Genomic DNA, 26842 nt, shown 5'->3' with positions numbered 1-26842 from the left:
TAGAGATTTAGGAGATTGATAGGTTGATCGTTTTAGGAATACATATTGGTCATGATGCGAGTGCAAGTATTGTCAAAGATGGTGTGTTAAGTGTATCTGTTGAAGAAGAACGCTTCACTAGGGTAAAGCATTATGGTGGAATGCCAATACACGCTATAAATCATTGTCTTGAGTATATGAAAGTAAAGCTATCAGATGTTGATAGTATTGCATATTCTGGTCATATCGGGGATAGACGTTTTGCACAGCTGCTAGGTCTTCCTCAGGATGAGGTATTTAAGAAAATAGAAGGTATCGAATTAGGGGCACTTAAAAAAGTAAATTTATTTGTTCGTGAAACTGTCAAAAAGACACCCCAAATTCCTGATTATTTTCATACCATCCCTTTTGTTGATGATACAGAGATACATTATGTTTCTCACCACAGAGGGCATGCAGCATCTGCATATTATACGTCTGGTAATAGTGAGCGGACTTTGGTTGTAACAGCGGATGCGGCTGGTGAAGACGGTTATTCTTTAAGTGTATCTGTTGGTACGCAAGGGAATATGAAGACTTTGAAATCTTTTAAAACGGACTGCTCGTACGGATACTTTTATGGTCTTGTTACTGAGGGCCTCGGTTGGTGGGTAGGTGATGGCGAAGGTACTACCATGGGATTGGCACCTTATGGAGATCCATCAAAAGTTCCAGAAAACGAACTTTTACAATTCATGCCAATATTTGAAAATGGTGAGTTTGTTAAAAGCGTTGATTTTGGAAGGATTGACGGTTTTGAGTATATGGATACTTACCATTGGCACTTTCATATGGTTGATAAGGTCAAGGCTGTTATTGATAAGTATGGTAGAGAAAATGTGGCTGCAAAAGCTCAGGAGTTACTAGAAAGGGAAATGCTTACATTTTTAACATATTGGAAAAATGAGACCGGGTGTAATCAGCTTGCAGCTGCTGGAGGAGTTTTTCTAAATGTTAAGTTAAATCAGAAAATTGTTAAGAATAGAGTTTTTGATGATCTTTATGTGTATCCTGATGCAGGAGACTCTGGGCTTTCAGCTGGTGCAGCATTGGAAGTCTATTTTAAAAAGCATAGTCAGACAAAAGTTGATCGTATAAAAGATATTAGATTAGGGCCATCTTTTACTGACTCAGAGATTCAAAGTATTTTAGATGAGCGTAAAGTTAACTATGAGTTAAGTTGTAATGTTTGCGCAGATGTTGCAAAAGAGTTGCATGACGGGAAAATAGTTGCTTGGTTTCAGGGGAGAGCTGAATGTGGTCCTCGGGCCTTAGGTGGTCGGTCTATACTTTTTGACCCAACAAAAGCGAAAAATAAAGATATTGTTAATAAACATGTGAAATTTAGACAGCCGTTTCGTCCATTTTGTCCCTCTATGACGGTAGAGTCTGCCAGTACTTATCTTACGGATTCGAGTCGTGTGGAGCGTTATATGATAACAGCTTATGATGTCCGTGGTGAGATGCAGGAAACGATACCAGCAGTTACGCACAAAGATGGAACATGCCGACCTCAAATGATTGAGAAAGACGTCAATCCACTTTTCTGGGAGTTGTTAAATGAATATGGAAGTTTGAGCGGGGTTCCTGTTCTTATGAATACATCGTTTAACATTAAAGGTGAGCCTATAGTGAACTGTCCTAGAGATGCGATTAAGTGCTTTTATGATACAGGCATTGATGTCTTGGCAATAGGAAACTTTATTTTGAGAAAAAGTTAATTATGAAGATCCTGCTTTTATGTGGTAGCTCTTATGGGATTGGGACATTTGTAAGGGCACGAGAGCTCGCTCGATGGCTTGTTGAATTTGGCCATGAAGTTGTTCTTGGTTATAAAGGTAATCGGAAGTTTAGAGCGGAAATATATGAGCGTGACGGTGTAAAAGAGATTGGGATTCCAAGTTTTTTAAATCGCATAGATTTAGATACTATGGCGAGTCCTATTGGGCATTATTGGATAAAAAGATACATAAAGAAAAATAGATTTGATGTTGTTCATGGCTTTGAGCACTACTCGATCGTTCATAGTGCTGGTATTTATGCAGTAAAAAGGTGGAATTCTTTATATATATCTGATTGGGCTGATTGGTTTTCTAGTGCTGATGAGCGGACCTTGTTTAAGGTACCGGGGTATCGGACATATATGAGCAAAAAAGAAGAATCTGTCAAAAAAAATGCGCATGGTGTAACAGTCATCAGTCGTGAACTTGAAAAAAGGGCAGCCGCTCTGCATAAGGCGGATCGGGTGATGTACCTGCCAGGAGGTGCACCTGTAGATAGGTTGCAACCTATGAATAAGTCAGATTGCCGTAATAAAATAGCTATATCTCAAAGTGAGATGGTTTATGGCTACTTGGGAAGTTTTTTAGCTGATGAATTGATTCCCTTTTTAAATGCGTTTAAAGAAATATCTAATGAGATTGAGGCTAGATTTATTGTTGTAGGTAAGATATGTGAGGCCTTAAAAGATTATGCTATAGCTGAAGGTATCGAGGATCGAGTTATTTTTACCGGTTATGTTTCTGACGAGGAAGTGAATCAGTATTTATGCGCATGCGATGCTTTTGTTTTGCCTTTAAGAGATACAGATTACAATCGTAGTCGATGGCCTAACAAAATAGGTGACTATATGGCTTCTGGTAGACCTGTAATCTGTTCGAATGTTGGGGAGATGAAACAGGTTTTGATGAGCGCAGAGATTGGGATAGGTGTCGGAGATTGTATTTCTGAAATGTATAAAGCAATGAATATTTATGTTCTTGACGAGAAAAAGAAAGAAACTGAAGGAAAAAATGCTCGTAAGTTGGCGGAAGAATCATTTGCGTGGGAGTTGTTGACGAGACGCCTTGAGAATTTTTATTATGATTTGTTGGAAAAACGTTAACTACTAAATAGAGTTACTTTAAAGGGTGCAGTGTAAAATGACTAAAATGGAACATGATACGAGTGAGTGGCATAACTTTTTCTCAGACTTTAATGTTTATACTAACTCGGTAAGGCTAAAGGTTTTTATTGATGCAATTCGTAATGTTGTAGATAAAAAAAAGCCTATTTTGGAAGTTGGATCAGGGAGTGGCGCTACAGCCAGAATACTTGCCGATATCGGGTATAAGATTGTTGCAACAGATTATGATGCAGATGTTGTTAAAGGTTTAAAGAATTCCTCTCATTTACCGGAGGAACGATTAACAATTCATCAGATGGATATGCTTGATATTACATATGAAGACAAAACCTTCGGTGCAGTAATTCATCAAGGTTTACTAGAGCATTTTGATGACCAGTCGATCGTCACAACTTTAAAAGAGCAGGGGCGAGTGGCAGACTGGGTTGTTTTCGATGTGCCAAATAATCGGGACGATGAGCAGCATTACGGAGATGAAAGATTTTTACCGCTGTCACACTGGAAAAAGCTTTTCGATGAGGCTGGGTTAGAACTTGTCGAATATTATGGGCGCATGCCCCCTGTTTGGACTTACATCTTTCCCCATGCATTTTTTACAAATAAAAGAGGAATTTTTTCTTTGTTAGGCAAATTATTTGGTAAGTCATATATTTTTATTTGTAAGAAAAAATATTAATTGTTAAGGCTTTATTTTTAAATGAAAGAGTGGTAGAGAGTGAAAGAGCTTTCTTTGGCTATCATAGCAAAAAACCCAATTGTTTATCATGCCCCTATGTATCGCAAGCTAGCGGAATCTGGAGTCAATCTTGATGTGCTTTATCTGGATGACGTAGGTAAAGAGTCAATCACGGATCAGGAATTTAATATTACTGTTACTTGGGATATTCCTTTGCTTGAGGGGTATAAGTATCAGTTTGTTAAAAATTATACGAGGAATGTATATGGGGGCTTTTTTTCAAGGATTAATCCAGGTTTATTTTTTTTGTTTGCGCGTAAAAAGTATGATGTTGTTCTGATACAGGGCTACGATAACTTTTCCTATTGGCTTGCATTTTTCTTGTCAAAATTGTTTGGATGTAAAAGCATCTGGAGAGGAGAGGCAATTTTAAAATCAGGTGTAAACCAGAAGGGGTTCGGGCAAAGGCTAAAGAAGTACCTGTTGCCCCGTTTTTTTGGTGGTTATGATGCCTTAATGTATAGCTGTTCCGGTAATAAAGACTACTTAAAGTTTTTTGGGGTTCCGGAGTCCAAATTGTTTCCTATACCGTGCGCTGTTGATAATGACTTTTTTCGAGAAGAGGGGGAAAAATATCGAAATAAGGGCCAGGAAATACGTCAGGAATTGGGTATCAGTTCTGATGACTTTATCGTTATCTTTGCAGCAAGGTTTACTACGCTTAAACGCCCCATGGATTTAATCAAATCTGTTGAATCACTCACGTCGAAAGATATTACCTTGCTATTCGTAGGTGATGGTACTGAAAAAGAAAAGATAGAAGAATATACGCGAGATAATAAAATAAAAGCAGTTTTTACTGGTTTTAAAAACCAGGGAGAAATTTCAAAATACTACTCTATTGCAGATATGGCAGCAGTGATATCTGAGTGGGATAATTCACCAAAGGCAATGAATGAAGCAATGAATTTTGAATTGCCTATCGTTGTTACAAACACTGTTGGAACCGCTCGCGATCTAATTGTTGATGGTGAAAATGGTTTTGTGGTGAATGTGGGGGATGTGACGGCAATTGCTAGCTGCATTGACTTTCTAAATCAAAACAGAAAGCTGGCTAAAGAAATGGGAAAGAAATCATTTAATAAAGTTAGCGGTTCTAGTTTTCAAGAGAATGCACGCTACATTAAGGATGCTATGAAATATGTTGCGTGTGGGAGTGAACTATGAATATTAGTGAATACTATCAGACGGTGGCTGGTGGAGGGCGAGAGGAAGACGAGCCTAGAGTTGATATTGTTGCTGCATTAATTCCCGATTCAAATTTGAGGGTTTTAGATTTAGGTTGTTTTGATGGAGGGGTAAGTGAAGGATTTAAGAAGCAAACAAATGTTGTTGATGGTGCGGATGTGCATCAAGACCCTTTGCGCAAAGCATCTGAAGTTCTAAATGATGTCTTTGTGGTCGATTTAGATCAACCGTTTACAGCAATCAAGTCTGATGCTTATGATGTTGTTGTGATGAGCGCGGTTTTAGAACATGTTTTTGACTATGAGAATATCTTTTCTGAAATAAAAAGAATTTTAAAACCTGGTGGCGCTTTCATTCATGCTACACCAAATGTAGCCAGCTTGAGGGGGCGGATTGAGCTTATGTTTGGAGATGTTCCAAATTGGTATAAGAATTTTGAACATATTAGACTGTGGACTAGAAAATACTTAAATTCTAAACTTTCAGTGCACGGGTTTAAGGAAGAGGTGTTTATGGGGTGTTTCGTTCAAAAGCATTTTCTTGGACGAATCTTTTCTCGTGTATTACCAAGCTTGTCTCCCATAATTATTCAAAAGTATATTCTGAAAGATAAATGAAACCTATTTTTAAATCCCCTGCAGGTGAGAATTTTTTCTTTGGGTATTATGATAAATCGCCTTTTGATTCGCTGAATGCAAAAATCTTAGCGCATAAAGCAAACTTTATTGATCGAATGCCTAATGAAAATGATCAACTAGAGATCGGTTTTTTTGATTGGGTTGGGGATGGCGCCTTTGTTAGTTTGACCAGCACTAAAGCATGGAACTGGCAGCAAGGAAGCATGCTCCAATGGGTGGGCCCCGATTATTCTTCCCGAATTATCTACAATGATCGAGTAAATAATAAATTTGTCTCAGTTTTAATGGATATTGAAAGTAGAGAGAAGATCGAGCTGCCTATTGCGATTTATTCAATGCATCCTAATGGGAATTTAGCTCTGTGTATTGATAATGAAAGACATTATTGGTTTAGAGGTGGATACAATTATCAAGGTATCCAAAACCAAGATAAAAATATTCCTATAGATACTCGTGATGGGATATGGTTAATGGATATTGCTAATCAGCAAGTTGAACAAGTTGTCAACATAGTAGATCTTATTAACATATCTCCACTTAAAACAATGGAGGGGTCAGTACATTATCTTGAACATATTATGTTCAACCCGACGGGTGAGAGGTTTTGTTTTTTACATCGTTGGCAACAAAGTGATGGAAGTGTCTATAGTCGTTTGTATACTGCGAATACAAATGGAGATGATCTTTACTTATTAAGTGATAGCGGACGAGTAAGCCATTTTTGCTGGAGAAATAAAGATGAAATTCTCGCATGGGGTGCCCTACCTAATGTAACTAACTCACTGAGAAAATATAAAGCTATTGCCAAATATATCCTTCGTCCTTTGCTGCCTTTGTATCATAAACTAGTTGGTGAGAAGTCAACTCTTAGAAGAGCCTTAACTGGTGATTCCTATATTTTGTTTCAAGATAGAAGTGAGGCGACAAATCGAATTTTTTCAGACATGCTTTGTGAAGACGGCCACCCCTCTTATAGACCTGGATGTGAAAACCTCTTTGTAACTGACACCTACCAAGACGAGGATCACATAAGGCACTTAAAGATATGTAATTCAGACACTAAAACCGTAACCAATATAGCTTCATTAAACTCATGTTCTCAGTTAGATAATACTTCGCTTCGCTGTGATCTACATCCGAAATGGAGTTATCAGGGGGATCATGTCTGCATAGATACTGTTCATGAGGGTTCGCGACAAATATATGTTTACGATGTTGCTTCAATAGTATAATGAATATTTGTGATCGTTTTAAAAAGAAACCTATTGCTCGTACTTCATTATATGCCTTGATTGAACAGATTGTTTCCGTTCTAACCAGTTTCATTGTTGTTGTAGTAATTGCCAGAGGATTCGGTGCAGAATCTGTTGGTGAATATAACGGCGTTATGGCTGCTTTAGCATTACTACTTGGTATTGCTAATTTCGGCACTCAGGCAGTTATTGCTAGAGAGGTTGCTGTTAGAAAGTTATTGTTAAAACGCTATATAGAAAGTGCACTGGTTATTCGTTGGTTTGTATCGTTGCCTATAGCTTTGATTTTTGCGTGTTTTATTAATAGAGTTTTTTTTGATTTTGTACCGTTAACTTTTGTGATTTTGATTGCCATATACTCATTTCTATTGGGGATAGTTAACTTATTTTATAATGCATATATGTCGTTAGGGCTATTTTCATGGTTTGCAGTATATAGTTTAGCGTCTAAGTGTCTTCTTGTTTTTGTTGTTATATTAATTGCTGAGTTTACAACCTGGGGGGTGTTTGAAGTTGTACTTTCAATGTGTGTGGTGACATTGGGGGCAATTCTCGGTATGTATTATCAGGTTAGAGTGCTAAAAGGTTATTTTCGGACGCGTTTCAGTTTTCGTTTGTCCGCTTACCTTATTAAGAAAGGAGTTGTAGTCTCTTTGGCTGGCGTTGCTGAAGCAGTTACCTTAAGAATAGATATGGTTATGTTGTTAGCTATTAGTGGTGCTGCGATTACTGGTTTATATAGTATTGCAGCACAAATCTATTTGGCCTTCATAATGGCTCCTGTCGTCATTATTAGAGTTTTTTTTCCTGTATATGTTCGATTGTTGGCAGAGAGCACTATTGAGGCCGGCAATCTGTTTTTAAGATATCGTCGTGGTGCCTTATATTTTGGAGTGATAATTTCTTCTATAACGTTGTTTCTGGGAGAGGAGATTGTCCTGCTTTTATTCGGAAAGGAATATCATGAGGCTGGAAAATACTTGTCTTTACTTAGTGTTGGTATACTAGTGGTTGTATTGAATAGGCTATATATGTCAGTTCTTCTGGCTTACGACGAGAGAGAGAAGTATTTAAAGATAACGGTGGTTGGTGCAGTTATTAATGTGATTGGTAATGCAGTTCTGATACCTTTGTATGGCGCCATAGGTGCGGTGCTAATGACTATTGTTGCTGAGGCGTTAGTGTTAGCTTTGGCATGGATTAATGCTTCAAAAAGGCAACAGTATGCAATTCCCGCTGAATTATAGCTTCTGGTTGGCCCTGCTGTTACCTGGGTATTTGTTTATTGACGCCTTTAGGCGTTTTTATGACGGGAGTCGTTTTTTATTACTATCAATTGATTTTATAGTGTTGCTCATATTTGCCACCTTTTTTGTTCGCCGTAGAAGGGGGCCTTCGTATAATTATGTGACACAATTCATATATATTTGCTTGTTTGCATATGTTTTTGCAATCTTACTGGCAGCAATTAATCCTTATTTCTATAGCCCTATAACAACAGTTGCAGGGTTAAGGGCATATTTACTTCCTATCCCATTTCTTTGGATTGGCTACTGCTGTGCCTGCAACTATAGCGTGGAAAATTGGAAAAAATTCTCTAACTATATATTGTTTTGGGTTTTAGTTGCCATCGCTTTTGCCGTAGTGCAAATGTCAATCGATCCGGGCTTTTTGGGTGAGTGGGGAAGCATATTATTTAAACCAATGGATTCGTCAGTTAAGAACTATTATGACCAAACTTTTAATGTGGTTTCATCCTTTTTTGCCTCATCCAAGAGATTCGGTAAATTTCTCTTATTTAGTTTTTTGCTAATAATGGGAGCGAGACTGTATTCTCGTGTCTATTTTGTTGCTTTGATAACTATTTTTTTTATTGGCGTGCTATTGACCGGGGCCAGAGAAGCGCTTGTTTTGCTGGTTGTTTCAGTAGTATTTCTGATCATTATGAAAGGTGGTAAGAAGTTCTTTTTTCAAATAATGGCTACGATAATGCTGGCCACAATTATTTTATTCGGATGGGCTACAAAAAACAATGATACCCCTCAAAATAGAGAGTACTCTCGTCTAGAAGTCATGGCATCTGTTGGAACTCTATATGACTATGGGTACCGATTGTCTATGATGGCGCCTGTTTTTCATGTCAATGAAAGTAATGATGCTATTTGGTTTGGGCTTGGTGTTGGAAAATATGGGCAAGAATCGCTATTAGATGATGAGGTTTACCGATCTACGTATGGTGTAGATCGAGACTTTTTCAATGATTTGGACTTCTTTAGTCGAGTATATTCTTTTGCAGATGGAGGTATGGCAAAACTAATAATTGAATTGGGAGTTTTTACTACAATTTATATTTTGGTCCTTTGTGGCTGTGTGCTTTTACTTTGTCTCAATGTGGCTATTATAAGTGCATCAAAAAAGGACGGTGTGGGTTTAGCATTTTCTCTTATTCCCGTCTTATGGCTGGTTTTATTTCTTAAAGCCCATGTGACTATGAGTGATATTATTAATTCTGTTATAGTCTTTTTTTCTATAGGGGTTTTGTGGCAAAAATATCATGTCAGAAATTCAAGTATTGTTTAATGGAATAAATTTGGTCTCTGCTGGGACATTAGCTACTGGAAAATCACTGGTAAGAGCTTTAATTGGACTGGAGACAGATTATGTTTTAAATGTAATTTTGCCTGCCGGTTATGGCTATGAAGAAATATTGCGTGGATCTCACATAAATACAATTTTTTTCGAGCGACGTAAGTTTAATTCATTTTGGCGCTTGTGGTTTGATTTTGTTTTGTTACCTAGATTAGTTAAAGACCTAAATGTTGCAGGGGTTATATCTTTGGGTAATCATGCCGCGGCAAAATTGGATGTTCCCAAAGTGGTGCTTTTTCGAAATGCATACTATGTTGATCCTGTTGAAGGTATTGGCTTAAAAGAGTATCTAAAAAAGCGATTGGAAATTTTATTTTTTTCTCAAACAGTTTCTACGGCCTCTAAAATTGTTGTTCAGGGTGAGTCAATGAAAAAACGATTGGCTGCAGTCTGGAATATCCCTGACGCAAAACTCTCCATAGTACCAAATGCCCTTTCCGAGAAGTTTGCAGCAGCTGGTGGTTGTCAAAGACAGGAAATAATTCCTAAAGAAAGACTAAAAAAAGACAAAGGATTTGGTAAGCAGTTAGTGCTTTTATATGTGAGTCGTTATTATCCACATAAAAACCATCGTTTAATTCTAGAGTTGGCACGTAAGTTTGCATCCAAAGGTGATGAAATAGTCATTCTGACCACAATGAATGAATCTGACAATGACGTTAAATCACTTCTGAATGAGAGGGATAAGGAGGGCTTGAATAGTGTCTTTATAAACCTCGGAGAAATTGAACAAGAAGAGTTAAGTGACTGGTATCTAATGGCAGATGCATTATTCTTTCCGTCCAAACTGGAATCATTTGGTAATCCTTTTATAGAAGCTATGAATTTTGGATTGCCTATATTGGCTGCTGACAAGCCTTATGCGCATGATGTTTGTGGCGATGCAGCAACATATTTTGATCCCACTAGTGTAGATGATGCTTATAATAAAGTTTCAACTCTTGTGGACCAAAGCAAGTCACTAAAAGAGAAAGGGTTCTTGAGGCTAAAATCATTTCCTAACTGGGATACGGTTGCAAAGACATATCTGCAGCTTATAGCTGACGAAATTTCTACGCAAAAGCGTTGACGAGCAAGAATTAACTCAAATAATTAAGGACTTGGGTCGAACTGTTTATTTTTTTTTCTAAACTTTCGATACCAATATACTTCACCAACAATAAGTGATAGTCCGGTTGCCATTGCGGCTCCTTCTATACCATTGGTATTAATAAGTATAATATTTAATGTGGTGTTAAGAAGAAAAATATTTCGTTGAAGCGTACGGTATAATTTTATTTCGCCAATATGCAGTAAGAAGTGATTGAAAGGCACTAAGCCGCATACTATTAATGTACTTAGAAGTAAGATGTGAGTCGCACAGAAACTCCCCACTATTCTAGTATCTGAAAATATAATTGTAATAATGTTCTCGTAAAATAATAATGATATCGTAAGCATAGCAAACATTAGCGGATAAACTTGTCTTGCAGTTTTGCTAATAATGTTTCTTACTTCTTCTAAATTGTTGTTTACTAGTCGTGCAAAAATTGAGTTTACGTTTACTCTATATATCGAGAGTAAGGTCGATACACCTTCGTAGATTGCTTGAGATATACTGTATATGCCTACACTTGTATCAGATAAGAATAATCCAATGATAAGTAGGTCCACACGGAGATTTAATTCTGGGTACAAGCTTGCTGTATATCCATCTTTTAAGTAGGAAAAAAATCTTTTAGCCCAAGCTGAATCAATTAAAAAGTGATCTTTAATTAATATGTTGCGGTAATTGATAAGGATTGCTAATAGAGTAATTAGTTCAGAAATTAGAAACGTAATAGCTATGTTCTCTATTTCGCTGTCTGATCCGCATATAATAATTGTAGAAGCAGCTAAAGATAAGTGTTTTATAATTTGGCAGCTGTGATAGGTGCGTACTTTATTTAATCCATTCAAGATGCCTAAGAGTATCTTGTTTAACGCAAAAGGGAATAGCGATATTGATACTATCTGAATATTTTGATAAATGCTGTTGCTGTCGAGAATAATTGAAATTGGTTGTGCAAGAAAAAAGAGTAATAAAGCTATTGGAATGGTAATGGTAGTAACTATGGTTAGCACTGTGGCAATGATTTTATTTATCGACTCGATATTACCAACATTAATTGCAGAATCTTTTACTATCGATATATGCAATGAGCCTGTTACTAATTGACCAAATACTAAGTAGATAGCAAGGGTTTGAGCAAATGTTCCAAGGCCAGCAGCACCATATGAATTGGCGATAATAACATTAATTAATAAACCAGAGACTGCAAATATACCGACAGATATATAGCCAACAGGGAGCCCCTTAAGCATTTGTGAGCCTTTTTATTTTGAGTTTATTTTCTCAATTATGACAGCGTTCAAATCCATGCCATCAAGTCGTAAATGACTAACATGATCAGCAATCAATCCCAGTACACAACACATGAATCCAGTCAGCGTTGCCAATATTCCTGCAGTTGGAAATCCTGTTCCCTCAGAAAAAGTAACCCAAGATCCGTAGATTACGCCCATGATTAAAATAAAAAGTCCAGGGACAAAGTATAGCCGTATTGGGGCAAATAAAGTGATTAGTTGTAAAACTTTAACTGCTGCTTGAAATCCATCTTTAATTCGAACTGTGCTTGTACCTATACGTCTCCCCATTTTTACTGGATAGAACTCTATTGGGTAACCTCTTTCCAAGAGTAAAATTGTTGAAGTCATACTGGCACTAAACTGATTTGGAAGAATTGATAAGTATTTTTTAATAACTTCAGAACGAAAAATCCTGAGGCCACAATTCAAATCGTAACTACCTTTTATGTTTAAGGCGTAGGCTAGCCCCCTGATAAAGGTTTTGCCTACACGCCGAGTAATGGTGCTAGGGGACTGGCGGTTTCTTTTTCCAATCACCGCGGCAGTATTGGTTGACAAGATTTTTTGGTACATTGCTTTCAAATCTTCTACGTTCATTTCGCCGTCTGAGTCAAACCATGCAATATACTCATTCGAAGATTTTAACATACCTGTTTTTAGTGCCGAACCATAGCCACGGTTATATCTATGCTGGAGTAGTTGAATTTGGGGGCTCTGCTTTATAGCCCCCTTGATGATCTGGAGGGTTTTATCAGTGCTTCCATCATCTACGACTATTATTTCCGCTTGGGTAAAGCAGGCAACAAGCTCATTTAATACTTGTGCTATAGAAGATTCTTCGTTATACGCGGGAATAATGATTGAGAGACCCTTGTAGTCGTCCATTTCGACTCCTAACAGTTGATGTCGATTATATTTATTTGACTGATCGAAAAATGACCATTTCAAGAGGGGGGATTTGGATTTTTATAAGGAATATTAGACGTTATTTTAACAAAACTATATGCAATATGGTATAGTATTTTATTGGATTTAATGGGGATCGTGTCGTGTCGTGTCGTGCCTGTTTTCAAAACAATTTGATTACTAAGTTCGCAGTAGATAATCATACAATTGATGAATGTAGGAGTTGTGGTTTTGCTCAGGTTCGCTACATTCCTGAGCAGGATGTCCTTGATGACTTATATTCAGCAGGTTATTTCGATCAGGGAAAGTATATCGATGATTATGCTGAGCGAAAGGAATATGAGCGACGAAATGCATATTTGAAAAATTCCATAGATAAGGGCGGAAGATTGCTGGATTATGGGTGTGCACTGGGCTCCTTTGTTTTCAGATGCAGTGAAAGCTATGAAAGTTATGGGGCGGATCTTTCGCGGGAAGCGATTTCAATTTGTAGGGATACTTATCCAGATTTGGCTGAACGTTTTTTTGAATTAGACCGTTTCGATACCGGGTGTGATAACTATTTTGATGTAATAACGATGTGGGATGTTATCGAACATTTGAATGATCCGGTCGGTGAAATTGCCAAGGTAAGGCGACTAATGGCAATGGATGGGAAGCTGATAATTTCTACACCTAATTATGCATCACTTTGGTCGAAATTATTTAAAGCTCGATGGGCATTTATGACTCCTCCAGAACATCTTAGCTTTTTTACTATCGATAGTATCCATAAGTTTTTAGTGTTAAATGGCTTTCAAGTTGAGCATGTTGCTACAAAAGGAAAGTTTACTAATCTTGCATTTTTATTATACAAGTTGAATAGAAAGTTTCATTCAAACCTTCTTGAGAGAGTTGTAAGCAAAGCTAAAAAATCAATTCTCGGGAAAATTCCAATTTATGTATTTGGGGGGGACATTTTATATGTTGTGGCAAGAAAAAAATGTGATCAATAGTGCGCGCGTGATTCTGATGAGTGGTTCTCAGGGATGCCTTTTTTAAAAAAATTAAATTCGTGTTGAATTTTTAGAGTTAGGCGAGTGTGTCTGGTTTTGATCCTCAAGATAAAAGCTGCCAGGGATTCTTAAAATTGTTTAGTGTCTTAAGCGATAGTTCTTTTAATGGTTTCGTTAAGAGGAAAACAGGTTTTTTTCTCATATTGGCGCTTGCTTTAGTTTTTGTGCTTGCTTGGGGCGGACATGCTAATGTAAAAAAACTCATTAAAAGCCATAAATATATCACAAGGTTTTTGTGCTCTAAATCTATCCAGTATTGTATGACCTATGAAAAGCCTGGAGCTGGTCTAGGTATCTATGTAACTTTGCGAAAGCATTATAGAGGGTTGGTTTTAGAGGTTGCTAGTTTAGATATAATTTCTGCTGTTCATTTAAAAAAAATATCTGGTATATCTACGTCGGTTAATGAAAATATTGAATTTGATGTTACTGAATTGCAATTGTTGGAAAAAGGTCAAGTACAACGCTTTGAATATAGGCCAGCTGTCTACCTTCCTCGAGAATACTCCAGAATGACGAAGGGACGTGAGACGTTTATTTCACTGTTTTTCTGTGGTGGGGAAATCAAACCGGATCGTTTGTACTTTGTGGAGTCTGATGGCGAATACTTTATTGTCCCTGATTGTTTGGTTTCCGTTGGGGGATTAGTCAAATGAGTTTATTTGTCCTGTTGCTGATTGGGGTTTCTTGTGTATTGGCTGTGCGACCTCTCGTATTACGCAGTCAGTCCATCATTCTTTCCATGCCTATTGGGGCTGTATTTTGGTGCTTTGCATGCATTTTGCTTTTGATGCTTGATCTCTCTCTTAATTTTTTCGGTGTTTTGATTACTTCTATTGCCCTTCTTGCTGCATGCTCTATTTTTTCGTGTGGAGGTGTCCATGGGCCGAAGGCTCCTTTGCTTCATCTTCTGGATGTGAAGTCACTTTATTTGCCAGTAATGTTGTTGGTAGTAGCATATGTTGCCTGTATGCTTTTTCCTGAGGTCATTATTTCTGGAGACTCTCTTATTATCTCCTATATGAGTTTTTTAATTTCTGAGGGGGAGGGTGGAGTAACTGATTTGGGGCGTTGGTATCTTTGGGGTTGGCCCATTGTGCTTCCTCTCACTTCGTTTGAATTTGATGGCGCTAATCTTGAGAGCTTTTCCTCTCTTCCTTTGGCCGCGTCGATCTCGTTGTTCTTTGCATTGGCTGCATTTTCATATGAGAAACTTCGGAGTGCTAAGTATAGCTTGCCATCAAGTCTTGGTATTTCATTTTTAGTTGTATTTTTTACATTTTCTTCTGAGCTTTCGGTCTATAACTTCTTCTATCTAAATCACCATTCTTTAGTTGCTGTCTTTCTCTTGCTCTTCGTTGTTGTCCTGTCTCGTGGGATAAATGAAGGGCGAGAGCAGAATGAAGTCGGCTTTTTTGTTGTCGTAACGGTTGTTGGTGTTTCAATGTCAAGGCATGAAGGAGCGTTTATTTCTCTTGCAATGATTTTGTTGTTTGCAGAGCGCTTTCGAGATCGAGCTGGCTGGGTTCTTAAGGTGGTGACGGTCAGCTCGGCAGCTATAGTTTTTTACCTGAGTTTCTTACTACTAAATGGTTCTGATGCATCTGGGGTTGTTCTTTCTGAAAGAATTATTTTGTTAATGATTTTGTTGCATGTTCTTGTTCCTGTTGTGCTGGCAGGGATATATTTATTAGATTATAACGAGATTATTTTAAAATATAATTTTCTGCTTTTAGTAATTTTTTTACTGTGTGGACAATTTTTTGGGTTTGTTTTTAATGAAGAGGTCTACATTCATAGCCTGCGCAGTTTGTATGCCAATTTGTTTGGTGGTGATGGCTTTTGGGGGAGTACATGGTTTGTTGCTATCACGGTTTTTACTTTTTCATTAGTGTTATCCCAAACTATAAAGGTAGAACATAAACTGTTGGTTATATTTTCTCTTTTGGTGTTGTCAATGCCTGTGGTGAGAGATATGCCATTCCGTACAGGGCTTGGTGACTCTGCAAATAGAATGTTCCTCCATGTTCTACCTGTAGTATCACTCCTGATTTTAGATTCTTTCGTTGAGTTAAGAAAAAAATTGATGCCGGAATAAATTATAATTTTTTTGTGGGCAGCTTATTTGTGATATTGGGGAAGTGGAATGTGTGCGATTCTAGGTCTTGTGTTAAGGCGCTATGATATTAAATTTGAAGATAAACTTGAGCAGACTTTGACGGGGCTGCTGCTTGCATCTGAGTCTAGAGGAAAAGATGCAACAGGTGTCTGTTTAATTTCCGATGGTGAAATCTTTAATCTACGTGAGTCGCAATCTGCAAAGAATTTTGTAAAAACGTCTAACTACAAGAAGTTTATTAATAAAGCTAAGGAAGTATATAGGGATGAGGGGGGCATAACTATACTTGGGCATACAAGACTGGCTACGCATGGCCTTTCTCAGTTAAAAAGCCAACATCAACCATTAGTTAGTGAAGGGTTGGTTGTGTCACATAATGGTTTAGTTCTTAATAAATTCTCAGAACCGAATGAGCTTGGGGTTAAGTATAAGTCTGATACTGAACTTTTATTGTCAGATATCAATTCAAAAATTAGTTCTCAGGCTGATGTAGAGTCTTCGTTTAATGAGATTTTTAGCGGTCTGGAGGGTGAAAATAACCTTTTGTTAGGTTTTTCTGATCGTGATGTCTTGGTTGGTTATACCAATACAGGATCTTTATATGCTTTAATTGGTGAGGCTTCAGATTATGCTGTTTTGTGTTCAGAAAAGTCATATCTCCAAAGAAGTTTTATTAGTAAGTTAGTTGGCAATGAAAGATTTGATATTCAAGCCATAAAACCCGGAAATAGTATATGTGTCAACATAGGTCCTGATGATAAGGGGTTTATAGTACGTGAATGTAATAAATTTTCGAAGGGTGAATTTTCTGCTTTCTCCCGAAAATCTATTAGGGTAGTTGATGGCAATGTTGAAAGAAAACGAAAGGCGAAGAATGAAATTAAACGTTGCCTTAAGTGTGTTTTACCCGAAACCATGCCGTTTATTAAATTTAATGATCAGGGTATTTGTAATTATTGTTTGACTTATAAGCCGTCAGTAGTTTCAGGCGAGGAAGCTTTACGTCAGCGGCTTAATAAATATAAAAGAAAAACCGAGCCTGATTGCATAGTTGCATTAAGCGGTGGGAGAGATAGTTGTTACGGACTGCATTTGCTTAAGAAGAAATATGGGATGAATCCTATAGCTTTCACCTATGACTGGGGGGTTGTTACTCCTCTGGCGAGGCGAAATCAAGCAAGAATGTGTGAGAAGTTAGGTGTAGAACATATATGGGTTGCTGCAGATTTTAAAACAAAAAGAAAAAATGTTAGGAAAAATGTAAATGCTTGGCTTAAAAAGCCAGAGCTGGGCATGGTGCCTTTATTTATGGCGGGTGATAAAGAGTTTTTTGTTCATGCTAACCGACTTCAAAAAGAGCTTGGTTTGAGCTTAATGATTTTTTCCATGAGCCCGCTGGAGCGCACGGATTTTAAGTCTGGTTTTGCTGGGGTTAATCCTTATCGTGGCGATGGATGGCACTATAGGATGAATTGGATGAAAAAAGCTCAGTTAGCCCTTTTTTATATAACTAAGGTAGCAAGCAACCCAAGATATTTAAATCAGTCACTACTTGACAGTTTGCGTGCATTTGTTGCGTATTATTTTATTAAGCAGGATTACCTTTACCTTTTCGAGTATGAAAGCTGGGATGAGAAAACCATAAACGATGTGCTAATTGGTGAATACGGCTGGGAAACCAGAAGCGATTATAGCAGTACATGGAGGATCGGTGATGGAACCGCTCCGTTTTATAACTATATTTATGATGAATTGGCTGGGTTGACAGAAAACGATACATTGCGTAGTAACCAAATTCGCGAAAATAAACTTAGCAGGACCGATGCGCTTCGCTTGATAGAACAAGAGAATAGGCCGAGATGGGAAGAGATTATTGAATACTGTAGTTTAATCGGAGTTGATATAGATGAAGTTATCAATAGTGTTGAGCGTGCGGAAGCTATTTATTCTCCAGTTTTATTTGATTAGTTGAACTGATTAATTTACGATTTTGATTGATTTTTAGGCTGTTAGCTTGATGGCTGCTTTCAGTTGATGTATTAGTGTTGTGTGCCTGAAAAGCATGTCGTCTGATTCATTATTGTTGTATGCGTCTGGCGAGGGGGATGTGTTACATCTGGGGCTAATTCTGGGGTTCTTTAATGGTTTGTAAACAATTACCTTTATAGATTTCTCGGAAATACTTCATACAATTTAGTTTATTTGTTTGGGTTTCAGGTACAAGAAATACAGGTCTCTGAGACCTTTTGCTGTGGGCTTCCTGTTTCAGTGGGGGCGTATTAATTTTGAGGAGTAATCTTGAAGAAGGTAGCATTAATTACAGGTGTGACGGGACAAGACGGTTCTTATTTAGCTGAATTCCTATTGGATAAGGGATATGAGGTTCATGGCATTAAACGTCGTGCGTCATCACTTAATACTCAACGTATTGATCATATTTATCAGGATAGTCATGAAGAGAATCCAATGTTCTTCTTACATTATGGCGACTTAACAGATAGCTCCAATCTAACAAGGATAATTAAGGAGGTATGCCCTGATGAGATCTATAATTTAGGAGCTCAATCTCATGTGGCGGTATCATTTGAGTCTCCGGAGTATACTGCTGACGTAGATGCATTGGGAACTTTACGCTTGCTTGAAGCTATACGCTTTTTGGGAATGGAAAAAACAACCCGATTTTATCAGGCCTCTACTTCTGAGTTATTTGGAGAAGTTCAAGAAACGCCTCAAAAGGAAACTACGCCTTTCCATCCTCGTTCTCCTTATGCTGTTGCAAAAATGTACGCATATTGGATTACTGTAAATTTTCGAGAGTCTTATGGGATGTATGCCTGTAATGGCATTCTCTTTAATCATGAATCGCCTCGTCGAGGAGAAACATTTGTAACCCGAAAAATTACACGAGCTTTAGCTAATATTTCTCAAGGTTTAGAAAAGTGCTTGTATTTAGGAAATATGGATGCTCTGCGTGATTGGGGGCATGCAAAAGATTATGTGAGAATGCAATGGATGATGCTTCAGCAAGATGCGGCAGATGACTTCGTTATTGCCACAGGCAAGCAAATTTCTGTACGTGAGTTTGTTTCTATGTCTGCTAAAGAGTTGGGGATTACATTACGTTTTGAGGGGCAAGGCATTGATGAAGTTGGAATTGTTGATGATATTTCAGGCGCTTTTTGTGATGCTCTAAATGAAGGGGATATTATTGTAAGAATTGATCCTAGATATTTTCGGCCCGCAGAAGTTGAGACTTTGCTGGGAGATCCGTCTAAGGCTAAGGATAAGCTTGGTTGGGAACCAGAAATATCTGTAGAGGAGATGTGTGCTGAAATGGTATCTCACGATTTGGAGAAGGCTAAACAGCATGCAATATTAAAAGCTAATGGTTTTGATGTTAATGTCACACTAGAGAGCTGATTTATGAGAAAAGTATTTGTTGCAGGCCATAAAGGTATGGTTGGTTCTGCTATTTTACGTCAGCTCAAGCTGAAAGGTGATGTTGAATTAATTACTCGTACTTCAAAAGAGCTTGATTTGACTGATCAAAAGGCTGTTAAAGATTTTTTCTCTTCAGAGTCTATTGATGAGGTGTATATTTCAGCTGCAAAAGTTGGTGGAATTGTCGCCAATAATACATATCCAGCTGAGTTCATATATGAAAACTTGATGATAGAATGCAATGTAATTCATTCCGCTCACCAGGCCGATGTTCAAAATCTTCTTTTTTTAGGGTCCTCCTGCATATATCCAAAATTTGCTTCTCAGCCCATGGGTGAATCGGCTTTATTAACTGGTGTTTTAGAACCAACAAATGAACCATATGCTATTGCAAAAATTGCAGGAATAAAATTATGTGAAAGCTATAACCGCCAATATGGGCGGGATTACCGCTCTGTAATGCCAACAAATCTTTATGGTCCAAACGATAACTTTCATCCTGAAAATAGTCATGTGATTCCTGGCCTTATTCGTCGCTTTCACGAAGCCAAACAGCAGAAATTTCCGGCGGTAGTTGCATGGGGTAGTGGCAAACCCATGAGAGAATTTTTATACGTCGATGATATGGCCTCAGCATCTATTTATGTAATGGGTTTGCCTACTGAAGTATATGATATGAATACTGAGCCGATGTTAAGTCATATTAATGTCGGTACGGGAGAAGATTGTAGTATTCGTGATTTAGTTGAAACAATTGCTACGGTTGTTGGATACGACGGAGATATTAGCTTCGACACCAGTAAGCCTGACGGGGCCCCTCGGAAGCTTATGAATGTTGATCGTTTAAAGTCCCTAGGCTGGTGTGCCAGTACCTCCTTGGAGGAGGGTATAGCTAGTGCATATGCTTGGTTTTTGAAAAACCAGAAATCGTACCGGATGAGTTAATGTTATCTGTTGATTCTTTCAGAGAAGTCGTAAAGTCAACGCCGTTAATTTCTGTTGACTTAGTTGTAAAGGACTCAATAGGTCGAATCCTTCTAGGAAAGCGCGTTAATCCGCCCGCTCAAGGTTTTTGGTTTGTTCCGGGAGGAAGGATATTCAAGGGGGAGGAAGTGAATCATGCCTTTTCTAGGATTCTTGGTTCAGAATTAGATGTTTCCTCTTCAGAAATAAAGACCGCGTTTTTGGGAGTTTATCAGCATTTTTATGATGATAACTTTGCCGGTACCGGTTTTTCAACACACTATGTTGTTCTTTGTTACGAGGTGCATCTTGAGTGCCTGTTGAATAAATTACCATTAGATCAGCATAGTGAATATCGTTGGTTTACTAAACTAGAACTGTTGAATGATATGGAAGTACATAGCCATAGTAAATGGTATTTCCAAGAAAATAAACAAGCTGATAATATAATTCTAAGTTAGATTACAGTTTTGGTGTTTTCTTTAAGCTACTATGGGCGCGTTCATTGAGCAGGGGCTAGGCTATCAACCCTGGGGTTAACACTAGAACTATGTAGTCTTTGAATATCTATGTCTCAGATTTCTTGGTTCTGTATTTTTGGTTGTTATCTGAAATTTTTAAAATGAAAATATCAATAATTACAGTTTGCTTAAATTGTGAAAGTACTATAGAGGACACTCTTAAGTCCGTTGAATCGCAAACATATCCTGATATTGAGTATATTGTTGTTGACGGTTTGTCGACGGATAGAACTAATGAAATTGTGCGTAATTATAGTCATATTGTAAATGCACATATTAGTGAGCGAGATAAAGGTCTTTATGATGCAATGAATAAGGGGATATCCATAGCAACTGGGGATGTGATTGGAATTTTGAATTCAGATGATGTTTTTGCTGATGATAATGTTATTTCAAAAGTAGCTAATGGATTTGTTGGTGGGGTTGATGCAGTGTTTTCTGATTTGATATACGTTGCTGAAAAGGATTTAACTAAAGCTACTCGCTTATATAGTTCGAAAGTCTTTTCGAGAGCGTTGATTCGATATGGTGTAATGCTACCTCATCCCACATTCTATCTACGTAAAAAGTTTTATGAGGATTATGGCCATTATAAAACAGATTACAGAGTGGCTGCAGATTTTGAGTTGATTACGAGAATGGCTACGAATGAGTTAAATATGGTTAGGTTACCATTTATCTCTATAAAAATGAGGGAAGGGGGGGTTAGCTCCCGTGGGCTTTGGGGGAGGGTGCATCAAAACTTCGAAATTGTAAGAGCATGCCGTGAAAATGGGATTTACACTAATATTTTTTTGGTGATGCTAAAGCTGCCTTATAAAATTTCCACTTTAGCTTTAAGATGGTTTGTAAGGTAGAAATGATGAAGGTGCTAGTTACTGGGGCTAAAGGTTTTATAGGTCGTGAAGTTTCTATGAGATTGAAATTGGATCATGTTGTTTTAGAACATGTAAGAAGCCTTAGTCCCGGAGATAAAGTTAGTTCAAATATTATTGAATGTGATTTAGAAGATGAAAACTGGTTGAAGCATTTGACAGGGGTTGATGCCATAATCCATTTGGCAGCTGTGGCTCATAATAAGTCTACTAATCCAACTCTTGTTGAACGTGTAAATGTTGATGCAACACTAAATCTTGCAAATATGGCGATTGAGGCAGGTGTGAAACGTTTTGTTTTCGTTAGCTCTATCGGCGTTCACGGTAACAATAGCGTTAAACCTTTTAATGAAAATGATATTCCTTGCCCTCATTCAGAGTATGCGCTGTCTAAACTTAAAGCAGAGAAGGCCTTGCTTGATTTAACCCGCGCTGAGGATTTAGAGGTAGTGGTTGTTAGGCCTCCTTTAGTATACGGTAAAGGGGCTCCGGGAAATTTCAGAAAGCTGATGCGTTTGGTTCATAGTTTGCCTGTACTTCCTTTTGGTTTGTGTACTAATAAACGTAATGTGATATCAGTTCAAAATTTGGCTGATTTCTTAGTGGTTTGTTTGGAGAGGGAAGAGGCTGCAAACCAAATATTTTGTATTGCGGAAGATACATCAATTTCAATAAAAGATTTAACTTATTCTATAGCCAAAGGTTTGGGTAAGCGTATTTATAACATTCCAATTCCAAAGTTTTTGTTCCTTATGGGCGCTGCTCTGCTGGGTAGATCGGCAGAGGTTCAACAACTTCTTTGGAGCTTAGAGGTCGATTCATCAAAGGCTCATAAGCTGCTTGGCTGGAAGGCTCCATATTCAATAGATGATTCTTTATCTAAATTAAATGATTGACATTTCATAAGAATTTCTCAGATGACTTATTTCTTTATTCGTGCTTTTGATGTAGTTATTGCTTTTTCGGCTCTGGTTCTAGGGTTCCCTGTGTTTTTAATTGTTGCTTGTATAGGTTATTTCGATACAGGTTCCCCTATTTTTTGTCAAACTAGAATGGGCAAAGGGAAGCGGCCATTTACATTAATTAAATTCAGAACAATGGTTTTGGATACTAAAAGTGTTGCTACCCATTTGGCGAGTCATGATTCAATTACGACGTACGGTGCTTTTTTACGAAAAACCAAAATTGATGAATTACCGCAGTTGATAAATGTTTTACGAGGAGAAATGAGTTTAGTTGGGCCTCGGCCTAATTTGTTTAATCAACACGCATTGATTGGTGAACGAGATTCTCGCAATATCTACAGTGCTTTACCAGGTATCACTGGGTTGTCTCAAATTAATGCAATAGATATGTCAAGCCCCAAGCTTCTTGCTGAAACTGATCAAAAAATGATAGAGACAATGTCTGTTTGCAATTACTTTAAATATATTCTTATGACAGCCTTAGGTAGCGGGTCTGGGGATAGAATTAGAAAGGACCACTGATATTAAGTTTTCTTTCCATTTTCTATGCCACAACTTAACACCGCAATAGGAAGGACTTGTGAGTAAACGTTTATTTGATATTTGCTTTTCTTTTGTTGGCTTGATAGCTACCTTTCCGCTCATGCTTGTATTGGCTTTAAGTTGTAAATTCTTTTTAAGGGGGAATGTTATATTTAAACAAACCCGTCCAGGAAAAGGTGGAGAGCCTTTCGGTATGGTTAAATTTTGCTCAATGCTTGAGCTGTATGATATAGATGGCAACCTACTTCCTGATGATGAAAGATTAACCCGTTTTGGTAGGTTCCTAAGGGCCACTAGCTTGGATGAGTTGCCAGAACTATACAATGTGCTTAAGGGTGATATGAGTTTAGTTGGGCCTAGGCCCCTACTGATGGAATATCTCCCACTTTATAATACTCAACAGGCTCGGCGACATGAGGTTCGCCCCGGAATTACCGGTTGGGCACAAGTTAATGGTAGAAATGCTATTTCATGGGAAGAGAAGTTTCGTTTGGACGTGTGGTACGTAGATAATTGTTCAATTTTACTGGATGTTAAAATTTTAACCATGACGCTCTTTAAGGTGTTCCGTCGAGAGGGGATCTCTTCCAAGGGCCATGTGACTGCCGAAAAGTTTAAGGGGAATCAATGAGTCTTGGGCACTTGCTAATTTTAGGCGCTGGTGGGCATGGCAAAGTAGTAGCTGATGCAGCATTACTGTCTGGTTGGAAAAGTGTTAGCTTTCTCGATGATCGCTGGCCAACCTTCTCCAATCTCAATGATTGGAATGTCGTTGGAGCTTTCCAAGATCTAGAAAAGTATGTTGAGTCATTTCAGGGCATTTTTGTTGCTGTTGGTAGTAATCGACTACGTTCGAATTTGTTGATTAGGCTAGAGAGTTTAGGTGCGCCGATAACGAGTATCATCCATCCGTCTGCAATAGTCGCTAGAAATGTCGTCATTGGGCAGGGAAGCGCCTGTCTGGCAGGAGCAGTTATCAATATTGGTTCAACTGTTGGCAGAGGGGTAATTGTAAATACTGGAGCGTCTGTGGATCATGATTGTGTTCTAGGTGATTTTACTCATGTTTGTCCAGGCGCCAGAATAGCCGGAGGTGTGCATATCGAGAGCTGTGGATGGGTTGGTATTGGTTCTAGTGTTATAGAAAATATTTGTATTGGAAGTGAAGTCGTAATAGGGGCTGGAGCAGCTGTGATATCTGATATACCACCAAACTCAACTGTTGTCGGTATTCCGGCACGTGTTATAAAGCAGGATTAATTTACATGTTAGGCACCTCATTTTCTCCCTGGCCGTGTTTTACTCAAGAAGAGGCCGATGCTGTACAGAACGTCTTACTGTCTAATAAGGTTAACTATTGGACGGGTTCTGAATGCCGCGCTTTTGAGCAGGAATTTGCTGATTTCTGTTCCACCAAATTTGCTGTGGCAGTATCTAATGGTACGGTAGCTTTGGATGTTGCTCTAGCAGCTTTGGGGGTAGGAGAGGGGGATGAGGTAATCGTTACGTCGAGAACATTTCTAGCTTCGGCAACGAGTATACTTAATGCCGGTGCGAAACCTGTTTTTTCTGACGTGGATCGTAATTCCCAAAATGTTACTGCCGAGACTTTGAAGCCACTTATAACGCCTAAAACTGCAGCGATCATTTGTGTCCATCTTTCAGGTTGGCCTTGTGATATGGATCCCATAATGTCGCTAGCCCAAGAGCATGGTTTGGCTGTTGTTGAAGATTGTGCTCAGGCTCACGGTGCAAAGTATAAAGGCATGCCTGTAGGTTCAATTGGTCACATCGGCGCATGGTCTTTTTGCCAGGATAAAATCATGACTACTGGTGGTGAAGGAGGAATGGTAACTACCAATGTGCGTTCACTCTGGGAGAAGGTATGGGCCTACAAGGATCATGGTAAGTCATGGGATACTGTTTATAACAAAAGTCATCCTGAGGGATTTCGCTGGCTCCATGAGACTTTGGGCACCAATGGGCGAATGACAGAGATGCAGGCTGCCATTGGACGGATACAACTATCTCGAATGCCAGACTGGCACGCCAGCCGTACCTTCAATGCTGAAAAGTTACTTTCTGCTTTCTCTGATTTGGATGCTATTAGAGTTCCTGTTTTTCCTGATGGGTGTGCTCATTACAAGCTGTATGTTTTTGTTAAACCAGATGTATTGATGGCGGGGTGGGATAGAGACCGCCTCGTCCGTGAAATCGTTAATGAAGGGGTTCCTTGCTATCAGGGAGTTTGTCCTGAAATTTATCGAGAAAAAGTTTTTGTTGATTTGAAGTTGAATCCTTCAAAGCGTTATCCAGTCTCTAAAGAACTGGGTGAAACAAGTCTTATGTTTCTTGTGCATCCAACCTTAACCGAAGCCGAGATAGAAAAAACTATAAGGGTTGTGTCAAAAGTATTTCAGGCTGCCAGTAAATAATGGCAGCTATCAAGGGTTAAGTTTTGACGCGTCTAAGGCATTTGTTAGCTTTCGCTGAGCAAGGGGTTGTTAGTCTAACAAACTTTGCTCTGATGATTCTTTTGGCCCGGGAGCTAGGTTTAGAATCTTTTGGAGTGTTTTCTCTTTGCTTTGTCTTGGTGATACTGGCTAGTTATATTCATGGTGCCGTATTCTCAGTCCCAATGATGACAATGGTGTCATCCTTCCAGTCTAAAGCTTCCCGCGAGCACTATCTAGGGCAGTTAAGTTGTCTGCAGTTTATTGGGGCATTTGGAATATTTAGCTTTTCCGTTGTGGTTTCACTTTTATTTTTTCTTCTTTTTCCCTTGAAGTGGTCGATTATACCTTTAGCGTTAGCTCTTGCAGGGGTTCCTATTGGAGAGTGGTATAGAAGGTATTTGTATGCTATTGACAATCCTGTGGGGGCATTGTTCTATAGTGTTTCTCGAATATTAGTTCTGGCCGTTTTTTTTATTTATTTTATCTTTCTGGGGAAATTATCTATAGAGTTAAGTCTTGTGGCTTTGGCCCTATCCTCTCTTCTGCCTGTTGTCGTCTCTTATTGTTTTGGTTGGGCTCCAATGTTTAAGTTTGGTGGAGTCTGGGAGCTTCTTAGGCTCCATTGGGGGCAGGGGCGGCATATGCTTCCAGTAGGTCTCTTAGAGTGGTTTAATTTGCAGGGTTTTTTGTTGCTTTGTGGTGGGCAAATGGCCGGCGCAATACGTGCCTCTCAAAACTTAGTGGGTCCATTAAATATAGTTTATCAATCGCTTGATAATATCTTGCCTGTCAAGGCAGGGAAGTTATTAGCTATATCAGATTCGACTACAGTCTGGGTGATGCTCTTTCGTGCAGCCGTGTTCCTATCTGTTATGCTTGCCCCCTTGCTCGGTTTGATGACCTTTTTCTCTGAAGAATTGTTGGTGTTGATTTATGGAGGATCTTTCTCTCATCTCTATCCATTAGTTTTTTTGCAGTTACTTTCTTTACTTCTTGGTATTTATCACAAGGTTTTAGGTTCCGCTTTTCGAGTCTTTGGCTATACAAAGTTGATATTTCTCTCATACTTTTTTGGTTTTTCCGTTTTTCTTGTTGCTTTATTTTACTTTGATGGGCAGGGAGCATTTGTTATTATGCTGTCAAAGGTGGTTGCAGAAGTAGTGATTTTTCTTTTGATGGTCTTTTGTGCGGTTAAAGTTTATTCGAGAGTTGGTGAGTAAAAG

At 38.4% G+C, this 26842-nt stretch carries 25 protein-coding genes; 23 read left to right on the top strand and 2 right to left on the bottom strand.

Annotated elements, in window-relative coordinates; translation table 11 throughout:
* The first annotated feature begins 23 nt into the window (after positions 1-23).
* From ACGHZ6_RS13540 to ACGHZ6_RS13500, 9 genes are read left to right on the top strand one after another with little or no spacing between them, the layout of a single operon-like run.
* On the top strand, positions 24-1739 hold the full coding sequence (locus ACGHZ6_RS13540) for a carbamoyltransferase (RefSeq protein ID WP_390614492.1): 1716 nt from the start codon (positions 24-26) through the stop codon (positions 1737-1739).
* Positions 1740-1741: 2 nt separating this feature from the next.
* The gene (locus tag ACGHZ6_RS13535; RefSeq protein WP_390614491.1) at positions 1742-2902 is read left to right on the top strand and encodes a glycosyltransferase family 4 protein; all 1161 of its coding nucleotides are present in this window, start codon (positions 1742-1744) and stop codon (positions 2900-2902) included.
* Positions 2903-2939: 37 nt separating this feature from the next.
* A complete protein-coding gene (locus tag ACGHZ6_RS13530; RefSeq protein ID WP_390614490.1) occupies positions 2940-3599 on the top strand; it encodes a class I SAM-dependent methyltransferase in 660 nt (219 codons plus the stop codon).
* 39 nt (positions 3600-3638) lie between these two features.
* Positions 3639-4826 (top strand): glycosyltransferase family 4 protein, encoded by a 1188-nt coding sequence (locus tag ACGHZ6_RS13525; RefSeq protein WP_390614489.1) that lies wholly within the window; start codon positions 3639-3641, stop codon positions 4824-4826.
* Complete coding sequence (locus tag ACGHZ6_RS13520) at positions 4823-5464, top strand: class I SAM-dependent methyltransferase (RefSeq protein ID WP_390614488.1); 642 nt, start codon at positions 4823-4825, stop codon at positions 5462-5464. The genes ACGHZ6_RS13525 and ACGHZ6_RS13520 overlap by 4 nt, the downstream gene beginning before the upstream one ends.
* Positions 5461-6717 (top strand): hypothetical protein, encoded by a 1257-nt coding sequence (locus ACGHZ6_RS13515; protein WP_390614487.1) that lies wholly within the window; start codon positions 5461-5463, stop codon positions 6715-6717. The genes ACGHZ6_RS13520 and ACGHZ6_RS13515 overlap by 4 nt, the downstream gene beginning before the upstream one ends.
* Positions 6717-7985: a flippase gene (locus tag ACGHZ6_RS13510; RefSeq protein ID WP_390614486.1), complete on the top strand. Its 1269-nt coding sequence runs from the start codon at positions 6717-6719 to the stop codon at positions 7983-7985. The genes ACGHZ6_RS13515 and ACGHZ6_RS13510 overlap by 1 nt, the downstream gene beginning before the upstream one ends.
* Entirely contained in the window at positions 7963-9318 is a 1356-nt protein-coding gene (locus tag ACGHZ6_RS13505; protein WP_390614485.1) for a hypothetical protein, read from the top strand. The genes ACGHZ6_RS13510 and ACGHZ6_RS13505 overlap by 23 nt, the downstream gene beginning before the upstream one ends.
* Positions 9293-10456 (top strand): glycosyltransferase, encoded by a 1164-nt coding sequence (locus ACGHZ6_RS13500; protein ID WP_390614484.1) that lies wholly within the window; start codon positions 9293-9295, stop codon positions 10454-10456. The genes ACGHZ6_RS13505 and ACGHZ6_RS13500 overlap by 26 nt, the downstream gene beginning before the upstream one ends.
* Positions 10457-10479: 23 nt before the next feature.
* On the opposite strand, the gene ACGHZ6_RS13495 is transcribed toward ACGHZ6_RS13500, so the two are convergent.
* Both ACGHZ6_RS13495 and ACGHZ6_RS13490 read right to left on the bottom strand, forming a co-directional pair.
* A complete protein-coding gene (locus tag ACGHZ6_RS13495) occupies positions 10480-11730 on the bottom strand; it encodes an oligosaccharide flippase family protein (RefSeq protein WP_390614483.1) in 1251 nt (416 codons plus the stop codon).
* Positions 11731-11742: 12 nt separating this feature from the next.
* The gene (locus ACGHZ6_RS13490) at positions 11743-12660 is read right to left on the bottom strand and encodes a glycosyltransferase family 2 protein (RefSeq protein WP_390614482.1); all 918 of its coding nucleotides are present in this window, start codon (positions 12658-12660) and stop codon (positions 11743-11745) included.
* Between the two features lie 164 nt (positions 12661-12824).
* On the opposite strand from ACGHZ6_RS13490, the gene ACGHZ6_RS13485 reads away from it, so the two are divergent.
* The 14 genes from ACGHZ6_RS13485 to ACGHZ6_RS13420 all read left to right on the top strand — a co-directional run bounded on the left by ACGHZ6_RS13485 (position 12825) and on the right by ACGHZ6_RS13420 (position 26839).
* Positions 12825-13676 carry a class I SAM-dependent methyltransferase gene (locus tag ACGHZ6_RS13485; RefSeq protein WP_390614481.1) on the top strand — a complete coding sequence of 284 codons (852 nt, stop codon included), beginning with the start codon at positions 12825-12827 and terminating at the stop codon, positions 13674-13676.
* Between the two features lie 86 nt (positions 13677-13762).
* Positions 13763-14392, top strand: coding sequence for a hypothetical protein (locus ACGHZ6_RS13480; protein WP_390614480.1), 630 nt, complete (start codon positions 13763-13765; stop codon positions 14390-14392).
* A complete protein-coding gene (locus tag ACGHZ6_RS13475) occupies positions 14389-15834 on the top strand; it encodes a hypothetical protein (RefSeq protein WP_390614479.1) in 1446 nt (481 codons plus the stop codon). The genes ACGHZ6_RS13480 and ACGHZ6_RS13475 overlap by 4 nt, the downstream gene beginning before the upstream one ends.
* A 48-nt stretch (positions 15835-15882) precedes the next feature.
* Entirely contained in the window at positions 15883-17823 is a 1941-nt protein-coding gene (locus ACGHZ6_RS13470; RefSeq protein WP_390614478.1) for a hypothetical protein, read from the top strand.
* A gap of 327 nt (positions 17824-18150) precedes the next feature.
* Positions 18151-19275 carry a GDP-mannose 4,6-dehydratase gene (gene gmd, locus ACGHZ6_RS13465; RefSeq protein ID WP_390619166.1) on the top strand — a complete coding sequence of 375 codons (1125 nt, stop codon included), beginning with the start codon at positions 18151-18153 and terminating at the stop codon, positions 19273-19275.
* Between the two features lie 3 nt (positions 19276-19278).
* A complete protein-coding gene (locus ACGHZ6_RS13460) occupies positions 19279-20241 on the top strand; it encodes a GDP-L-fucose synthase family protein (RefSeq protein ID WP_390614477.1) in 963 nt (320 codons plus the stop codon).
* Positions 20202-20720, top strand: coding sequence for a GDP-mannose mannosyl hydrolase (locus ACGHZ6_RS13455; protein ID WP_390614476.1), 519 nt, complete (start codon positions 20202-20204; stop codon positions 20718-20720). The genes ACGHZ6_RS13460 and ACGHZ6_RS13455 overlap by 40 nt, the downstream gene beginning before the upstream one ends.
* Positions 20721-20818: 98 nt before the next feature.
* Positions 20819-21637, top strand: coding sequence for a glycosyltransferase family 2 protein (locus ACGHZ6_RS13450; RefSeq protein ID WP_390614475.1), 819 nt, complete (start codon positions 20819-20821; stop codon positions 21635-21637).
* 2 nt (positions 21638-21639) lie between these two features.
* The gene (locus ACGHZ6_RS13445; RefSeq protein WP_390614474.1) at positions 21640-22551 is read left to right on the top strand and encodes an NAD-dependent epimerase/dehydratase family protein; all 912 of its coding nucleotides are present in this window, start codon (positions 21640-21642) and stop codon (positions 22549-22551) included.
* Positions 22552-22572: 21 nt separating this feature from the next.
* Complete coding sequence (locus ACGHZ6_RS13440; RefSeq protein WP_390614473.1) at positions 22573-23142, top strand: sugar transferase; 570 nt, start codon at positions 22573-22575, stop codon at positions 23140-23142.
* Positions 23143-23200: 58 nt separating this feature from the next.
* Complete coding sequence (locus ACGHZ6_RS13435; protein ID WP_390614472.1) at positions 23201-23794, top strand: sugar transferase; 594 nt, start codon at positions 23201-23203, stop codon at positions 23792-23794.
* On the top strand, positions 23791-24423 hold the full coding sequence (locus ACGHZ6_RS13430; RefSeq protein WP_390614471.1) for an acetyltransferase: 633 nt from the start codon (positions 23791-23793) through the stop codon (positions 24421-24423). The genes ACGHZ6_RS13435 and ACGHZ6_RS13430 overlap by 4 nt, the downstream gene beginning before the upstream one ends.
* A gap of 5 nt (positions 24424-24428) precedes the next feature.
* Positions 24429-25598, top strand: a complete 1170-nt coding sequence (locus ACGHZ6_RS13425) for a DegT/DnrJ/EryC1/StrS family aminotransferase (protein ID WP_390614470.1) — start codon at positions 24429-24431, stop codon at positions 25596-25598.
* Between the two features lie 23 nt (positions 25599-25621).
* Positions 25622-26839 (top strand): hypothetical protein, encoded by a 1218-nt coding sequence (locus ACGHZ6_RS13420; RefSeq protein WP_390614469.1) that lies wholly within the window; start codon positions 25622-25624, stop codon positions 26837-26839.
* Positions 26840-26842: the final 3 nt, after the last annotated feature.

The sequence above is a fragment of the Maricurvus nonylphenolicus genome, from assembly GCF_042854845.1.
Lineage (GTDB): Bacteria > Pseudomonadota > Gammaproteobacteria > Pseudomonadales > Cellvibrionaceae > Maricurvus > Maricurvus nonylphenolicus.
This window is presented reverse-complemented; position numbering and strand designations above follow the sequence as displayed.